This is a genomic window from Tunturiibacter gelidiferens (assembly GCF_014201335.1).
Taxonomy (GTDB): domain Bacteria; phylum Acidobacteriota; class Terriglobia; order Terriglobales; family Acidobacteriaceae; genus Edaphobacter; species Edaphobacter lichenicola_E.
In genome coordinates, this window is the sequence record NZ_JACHEB010000015.1 from 152,686 (window position 1) to 160,937 (window position 8,252).

The window sequence follows — 8,252 nt, forward strand, 5'->3', positions numbered from 1 at the left end:
GCAGAGTAGGGCCCGTTTTGGCTGTTGATCGCGCGAATTTAGTTGCCTAAGAATCAACAACTTATCTGTTGACGAAAAGATAGCTCATAAAAGACGTTCGGACGATGGCGTTGATCGTCAGCGAACCGACAATGTTCTACCCGCAACATGAAAAGTTCAAAGAACTACTTCAGTTGAGTTGTCTTTTAGGAGGCTTCACCGTGAATACACCCTCTGGTTACCGATCTCTCATTAAAAATCTGTTGCTATCTATAGTCTGCTTACTCCTAGTCTCAGGCTTGAGCTTACGAGCGCAGACCGACACCGGACGCGTCACCGGGATCGTCACGGATCCAACCGGCGCCGTGGTCCCTGACACTACCGTGAAGCTCACCAACACAGACACCGGAGCAACCCAAACTCTTACCGCCGGGAGCGACGGCAACTTCACTTTTTCCGCCGTGCCTCGAGGCAACTATAAAGTGGAAGCCAGCCATGCTGGCTTTCAGAGTGTGAATCAGGCCTTCGTGCTTCAGGTCTCCCAGGTCCAGACGGTCGAGTTCAAGATGCCCGTTGGTGCCTCCAGCGAGACCGTCGAAGTTAATGACGCCGCACCGGTTGTAGACCTCTCGACTTCTTCCACCGGCTCGGTCATCGAAGGAAAGCAGGTCACCGACCTCCCGCTCAATGGTCGCAACTTCACATCACTCGCGAACCTCATCCCTGGCGTCACACGTGGAGCGTTCAACTCCGACGCAAGCGGCCGAAATGGCAACGTCGAAACCTTCCGCTACTCCGACTCAGGCGGCGGCGCGCTTGCGGTGAACGGGCTTCGTCAGCAGTCCAACAACTTCATCCTCGATGGGGTCGATAACAATGAGTCACTCGTCAACTCCATCGTCTTCTTTACGCCTCCCGAGGCGATCCAGGAGTTCCGCGTTACAACCTCGGTCGCTCCTGCCGAATTCGGCCGTGCCGGCGGAGCCATATTGCAAAACTCCGTAAAGTCGGGGACCAATAGCATCCACGGCTCGGCGTTCGGATACTTCCGCGATCAGATCTTCGATGCAAACCCTCTCTATTTCAACCCTGGCAACCCTGCTCCCGCATTCCAGCGCAAACAGTTCGGCGGCGCGGTCGGTGGTCCGCTTTGGAAAGACAAGATATTTATCTTCGGTGACTATCAGGCTCTACGTCAGAAGCAGCCGAAGGACACCGGCTTTTACACCGTACCGACCGCTCTTATGCGCCAGGGGAACTTCTCCGAGCTTCTTGGTCAGAACGTGACCAGCAATCCCGGAGCCTTCGCGTCGGCCACCGGCTGCCCAGCGCTTCCCGCCGGTGCCACACCTGTTGTTGGAGCGATCTATGATCCGACCACGTGCCAGCCATTCGCCGGCAACATCATTCCAAAGGATCGTATCAATTCAGCGGGGCTCAACTATCTCAATGCCTTTGATGCACCCACCCGGGCGGGTGTACTGAATAACTATTTTGCCGTACGGAATGCCATCCAGAACTTCAACGACTTCGACGCCCGCCTCGATTACCACGTCTCGCAAAAGGACACCGTCTTCGTACGCTACAGCTATGGCCAGGACAACCTGGACGTAAACAGTCTCTTTACGAACCTGCCGGCAGGATTTGCCTCGGGTGGAAACGTAAATCACCCACGAGGCGGAGCGGCGGGTTACACCCACATCTTCACGTCGAACCTCGTCAACGAATTCCGGTTCGGCTATATTCGTCCTGAGTTCGCATATGTGAACCCTGACCAGGGCACACCGATCTCTGCCAATCTCGGCATCGTCAACGCCAATCGCAACTCACTCCTGGGAGGCGGCGCTCTCATCGGCGGAAGCAACACCCAGATCGAGTACACCGGTGACGGCGGCCCGTACTCCGTCCCTGAAAAGACATTTCAGTACCTTGACAGTGTTAACTACACTCACGGCAAACACACTTTGAAAACTGGTGCGAATATCATCCGTCGTGAAGTCGACTTCTTCCAGGGAAATGACTCGAAGGGCTACTTTGTCCTTGGCGGCGTCAATTTTCCTGGGACCGGACGCTTCACCGGCTACGAGACTTCAGAGATCCTTGCCGGTTTCTCGGACTACGAGATTGGAGCGGCAAGCACCTTCTTCAAGACGTTCAACTATGAGACTGGCTACTTTGTACAGGACGACTGGAAAGTAAATCGCCGCCTGACTCTCAACCTGGGCATCCGCTACGATCTCTACACCTATCCCTACGAGCAGAACAACAATCAAGCGAACTACGACTTCTCGACCGGCACCCTCCAGGTCGCCGGGGTCAATGGAAACTCGCGCTCGCTTATTAACACTGACAAGAACAACTTCGCACCTCGCGTCGGCTTCGCCTATGACCTCTACGGAAACGGAAAGACTTCGCTCCGCGGCGGCTACGGCATCTTCTACTTCCTCGATCGGGGAGGAGTAGGCAATCAGCTGTCCAACCAGCCAGGCTTCAACGGTATCAATGAATATGCCGCCACCAATGGCTACCGCATTACATTCACTGGCCAAAGCCCCACCATCCCGGGCAATGCCGCCACCGCCACCGCTGCTCTTCCCATACCTGCATTTGGCCCCGGGGCGATCAACTCAATCGACCTCGCTAACGCAACTGTCATCTCTGTGCCAGTAAACAATCAGAACGGTGCAGTCACGCAGTACAACCTGCAGATCCAACAACAACTCGACCACGCGACTTCGGTGAACATCGCCTATGTTGGCAACAAATCGGATCACCTGATGACCTGGTTCAATGCCAACTCGCCCGTCCTCGACGGCACCACCGCCGGCCTCTTTCCGAACCGCGGAACGATCACGGAAGGTCTCGCAGGCGGCTCCTCCAAGTATGACGGCCTGCAGGTCTATCTCAACCGCAGTGTTGGGTCGAGCCTGCTCGCAACCGTCGCGTACACCTGGTCGCATTCGCGTGACAATTCAAACGGAGCCTTCAGCTCAGGCACCGGCGCAAGCTCAAGCGGACGTATCTTCATCACCCCGGCCGGTCCAGACCTGAGCGCCAACTACGGCAACTCCGATCAGGACCAGCGAAATGTCTTTGTCGCCAGCGCCGTCTACTCGCTTCCCGTCGGCAGCGGCAAAATGTTTGGCGCAAACATGAACCGTGGCCTCGATGAGCTCCTCGGAGGATGGCAGCTCAACACAATCGTCACACTCGACAGCGGCACACCGATCGACTTCAGCACCACAGGAAGTCCCGGAACGATCGACAACCGGCCCGACCTCATCAGCTTTAGCAAAGTGAAGCGTCAGCTCGTTGGCGGATCGAACAGCTCCAACAATCGCACGTTTTTTACCGGCGTCTTCGGCCTTCCCCCCATCAACTCGTCCGGCATCTTCACACGGCCAGGAAACCTGCAGCGCAACGCATTCTCCGGCCCTGGCTATAAAACGGTAGACCTTGGAATCTTCAAGGGATTCCGCGTTACCGAACGGGTCAACGCTGAGTTCCGCGCTCAAGCCTACAATCTGTTCAACACACCGCAATTCGGAAATCCGGACACCAACATCCACGATGGCACCAACATCCCCGGATCCAACACCGTCTTTACCACTGGTGCAAATACCAGTGGAGCAGACAACGGGTTCGGGAGCATTAACAGCATTCGCCTCAACACCGAACGCCAGTTAGAGCTCGCAGCCCACATCAACTTCTAACTGCTTCTATCCAAGCGGCACCTCTGAGCGCGTCTCTCTGGTGCCGCTTGTCTTCATCAATTCAATCTTCGCGCCGTCGCGTATTTTTTTGAGGATCTGTTCCATGCGCCGCCTCCTTCTTGTCTTCGCGTGCTCCGTCTCCGCGCTCGCGCAGTCTCCGCAAATCGACAAAGTAGATCCACCGAACTGGTGGGCCACGATGCCTGCCCCCATGCTTCTTGCAAAAGGGCAAAACCTGAACGACGCACGTTTCACCTTGAGCGACGCTGCCTTACACATCAAAAAAACAGTCATCTCCGATAATGGCCACTACGCTCAAATCTGGCTGACAGCCTCGCCCGCTCGAATGGAAACCATCCGGCTCACCGCGCGAACATCAAGGGGCGCAACCACAGTCGCCTATACATTCGCACCTCGCCGAAACCCCTCCGGCGGCTTCTCCGGATTCTCCTCAAAAGACGTGATGTACCTCATCATGATCGACCGATTTGCAGACGGCGATCCTTCCAATGATGGACCTGATCACGATGCTCAACTCGCCAAATCCCGCGGTTGGCACGGCGGAGATCTTCGCGGCATCACTCAGCACCTCGACTACCTGCAGCAGCTCGGCATCACCACCGTCTGGATTACGCCCGTCTATCAAAATCACGGCAACCAGAGCTATCACGGCTACGGTGCAACCGACATGTACGCCGTCGACGAACACTTCGGCAACCTCACCGATCTGAGAGATCTCTCAGCGGCGTTACATGCTCGTCACATGAAGCTCGTCCTCGACACCGTTCCAAACCACGTCGGCCCAAACCACCCATGGGTTCGCGACAGTCCTGATCCCACGTGGTTCCATGGCACGCTTGAAAATCACACGCTCGCTCAAACAGACTTTGCTCCCCTCACCAATCCCCACGCCCCCTGGCGCGACCAAATCAATGTGACTCAGGGATGGTTCGCCAACACTCTTCCCGATCTCAATCAGGAGGATCCTGCCGTCTCCCGATACCTGACGCAAAACGCTGTCTGGTGGACAGAACAGGCTCGTCTCGATGGCCTACGTATCGACACTTTCCCGTACGTCGGTCGCGCTTTTTGGCAGAGCTTCCACGCCCAGCTCCACTCGCTCTACCCACACCTCACCACGGTGGGAGAGGTATTCAACAGCGATCCTACGATAACTTCCACGTTCGCTGGCGGAGTCACTCGCACTGGCATCGACACAGGTCTCGACACCCCCTTCGACTTCCCCACTTACTTTGCTCTCCGCGATGTCTTTCTGAAGGACGCGCCGATGACCAGACTCGCCGACGTCCTACGGCTCGACAACCTATATCCCCATCCTGAGCGCCTCGTTCCTTTCCTCGGGAACCACGACACGACTCGTTTTCTCGACGGTGCCACTTCATCCAATACTCTTGAGCTGGCCTTTACTATTCTCACCACCATGCGAGGTTTACCGCAGATCTATTCTGGCGACGAAATCGCTATGCGCGGAGGAGCAGACCCGGACAATCGCCACGATTTTCCCGGAGGCTTTGGTCCCACGCAGGATAATGCCTTCAATCCAGCAGGGCGCTCTCCCGATCAACAAAAAGCATTCTCACTACTTCAAAATCTTCTTGCTCTTCGCAGCTCCCACCCAGCCCTTCAGACCGGGACCGAACAACTGCTCCACGCCGACAACAACACTATCGTGTACGTTCGCACACTTACCACCTCAACCCATGGAATGCAGCGAACTCTAGTTGCCGTGAACAAAGGCAGCGAAGCGGCAGACGTCGTTATCAAGACCGACAAGGCAGAGATTCAGAACGCGCAAAGAAGCACGGTCCTCTTAGGCTCGCCCAACTCAATCTCTATCAACACCGGCACTCTTACAGTCCATCTCGCCGCCAATGCAGCGGTAATTTCAGACCTCGATTAGGCAGTCCGACTCACAGGCTCGAAATAGATACCGACCTCTCATGAAGGAGATCGCAGATGGATTGTTCACGTCATATCGCAGGTACAATCAACGATTCATCGATTAGAGGAAAGCATCTTCCGTCGAACCACATCCTCTCACTCGCGCTCCTCCTTCTGCTTTGTGCGGCGGGACCACTCGGGTTTGCCCAGGCGCCGGTCCTTTCAAAAATAGATCCTCCCAATTGGTGGACACAGTTGCCAGACCCGGTGCTGTTAGTTCAGGGAGAACATCTGCAACGGACACAGTTCTCCATCAAAAATTCAGACACAACCATCGATCTCGTACGTACCTCTCCAAATGGTCATTGGGCGTTCCTAAAGCTTGGCATCAAGTCGGCAAAACCAGGCTCATTCCTCCTCGAAGCACGAAACTCCGCTGGGGCCACGTCAATTTCCTACACCCTCGCTGCACGCGAGAAGCCCGCCGCAAACCCACAGGGATTTTCGTCGCAAGACGCGATGTATCTCATCATGACCGACCGTTTTGCAGACGGCGATCCTAGCAATAATCGTCAACCAGGCATGACATACGACCGCAACGATCCGCACGCTTGGCATGGCGGCGATCTTCGTGGGATTCGACAGCACCTCGACTACCTTCAGGATCTGGGTGTAAACACCGTCTGGATCACCCCGGTCGATCAGAATCGCGAGCCAGACAGCTATCACGGTTACGGTACGACCGATATGTACAAAGTGGACGAACACTTTGGCACGCTTGCCGATCTCACCGCGCTTGCCAACGACCTGCACGTTCGAGGCATGAAGCTGGTTTTGGATATCGTTCCAAATCACGTCGGTCCGGCGCATCCGTGGGTTGAGGATTCACCCACTCCAGATTGGTTCCACGGAACAAACGCGCAACATCGACTCGCTCAAGGCAACTTCCGCGCTCTCATGGATCCTGATACTTCCGCGCGAGACCGAAAAGATGTTCTCGATGGATGGTTCGTCGATCTCCTGCCGGATATGAACCAAGAGAATCCTCTCGCGGCTCAGTATCTGATACAAAACACAATCTGGTGGGTCCAGGAGACTTCTGCCGACGGCCTCAGATTGGATACTTTCCCGTACGTAGGACGTCAATTCTGGCATGATTTTCACGCCCAACTCACCGAGATCTTTCCCCACCTGACAACGGTCGGCGAGGTATTCAACGGAACCTTCGCCATGCCTCCCATGCTCAACTCTTTCTTTGCTGGAGGCGTTGTTCGCAGCGGTGGCACAACCGATATCGACACAGGTCTCTACACTCCTTTCGACTACCCATTTTTTTCAGTCATACGAGATGTCACTGTTCGGAATGCGCCGATGACAGATCTGGCAAATTTGTTCCGGCAAGACAGCGTGTACCCTCATCCCGACCGGTTAGTAACTCTTCTCGGCAGTCACGACACGAAACGGTTCATGAGCGAACCCGGAGCGACGCCCGAAAAACTATTGTTGGCGTTCGGCATTCTTCTTACCACACGTGGTACCCCCGTCATATATTCGGGAGACGAGATTGGCATGGCCGGCGGCGAGGACCCCGATAATCGGAGAGACCACCCCGGTGGTTTCGAACCACAGGAATCCTCGACAAACGCATTCCTTCCCGCTCGAAGGAGCACCGACGAGGCGAGCGTTCACGACGCCGTCAAGCGGCTTTTAGCATTGCGAAATGGCGTCAAGGAGTTGCAGCAAGGAAGGCAACAATTGGTCCAGTCCGATGACGACACAATTGCTTATGTGCGCGGACTGAGTCTGGAACACGGATGTACCGCAGGCCAGCAGAGAGTTCTAGTCCTTGCAAACAAGTCCGCTACCGCCAGGAAGCTAAATATAGAAATGAACGAAACTGCAATGGAAGGCTGCACTAGAAGTGAGATGTTACTCGGCGACCAGCACTCAGTCCAAGTATCTTCGCATTCAATTAGCGCTAACGTCGCTCCCCTAGGCCTAACGGTCGTACAACTTCGCTGACTACCGGAGATATTTGTGACTGGTTGCTATCGTCAAAGAAGAAGGACCTCGGCGCCAACCGTACTGGTGTGCCATGCGCCCCGGTCTTCGAATCACTCCAACCGGAGAGCGTTTCCCCTGCGGGAAGAGTCCACAGATGCGGTGCTTGGAAAGTGGGTCTACAGTTGGCCAGGGCCTGCCACTAATCGATAGTGGCCCGGGCCTTGCATTCGTTACAGGATGCACTTGACATTGCGAGCCCTCGTAGAAAATTCACTCAGGCCCTTTCCTCACCCGGCGATAACAGGCGTGGGTGTCGAAAAACTCACTTTGCAAAAATCCTCAGAAAATAGATCGCGTCGGATGCCCTACAAACGATTTGTTGAGGTTGCCTAGACATTTTCTATCCCCAAATTTGTACTGGTTTTCTGAGATTTCGAGTTTTTCAACACCCACGCCTGTTATCTCCATTTGGCAAATGAACTTACCGAAAATCCGACTTTACAGGAATTGTCCGAAAAGCCGATCAAGCAGCTCAATGAGTGAATTGTTCGCTCTAGAGTGAGTGCGAAAGACTTCATCGCAACCAGAACTCCTATTGCAAGAGTTGAAATGCGCGATCAGGGACGACGCCTAACGGAGGCAGGCTGGCGTACG

General features: G+C 55.0%; 3 protein-coding genes. All 3 read left to right on the forward strand.

Going from position 1 to position 8,252, the window contains the following annotated elements; translation table 11 throughout:
* Positions 1-278: 278 nt before the first annotated feature.
* The 3 genes from HDF14_RS24420 to HDF14_RS24430 all read left to right on the forward strand — a co-directional run bounded on the left by HDF14_RS24420 (position 279) and on the right by HDF14_RS24430 (position 7,616).
* Positions 279-3,692: a TonB-dependent receptor gene (locus HDF14_RS24420; RefSeq protein WP_183981361.1), complete on the forward strand. Its 3,414-nt coding sequence runs from the start codon at positions 279-281 to the stop codon at positions 3,690-3,692.
* Between the two features lie 103 nt (positions 3,693-3,795).
* The gene (locus tag HDF14_RS24425) at positions 3,796-5,613 is read left to right on the forward strand and encodes an alpha-amylase family glycosyl hydrolase (protein ID WP_183981362.1); all 1,818 of its coding nucleotides are present in this window, start codon (positions 3,796-3,798) and stop codon (positions 5,611-5,613) included.
* A 56-nt stretch (positions 5,614-5,669) separates the two neighbouring features.
* Complete coding sequence (locus HDF14_RS24430; RefSeq protein WP_183981363.1) at positions 5,670-7,616, forward strand: alpha-amylase family glycosyl hydrolase; 1,947 nt, start codon at positions 5,670-5,672, stop codon at positions 7,614-7,616.
* Positions 7,617-8,252: the final 636 nt, after the last annotated feature.

Excerpts from the sequence above, each read along its gene's own strand:
- HDF14_RS24430 (WP_183981363.1), top strand. The coding sequence starts at position 5,670 with ATGGATTGTTCACGTCATATCGCAGGTACAATCAACGATTCATCGATT.
- HDF14_RS24425 (WP_183981362.1), top strand. The coding sequence starts at position 3,796 with ATGCGCCGCCTCCTTCTTGTCTTCGCGTGCTCCGTCTCCGCGCTCGCG.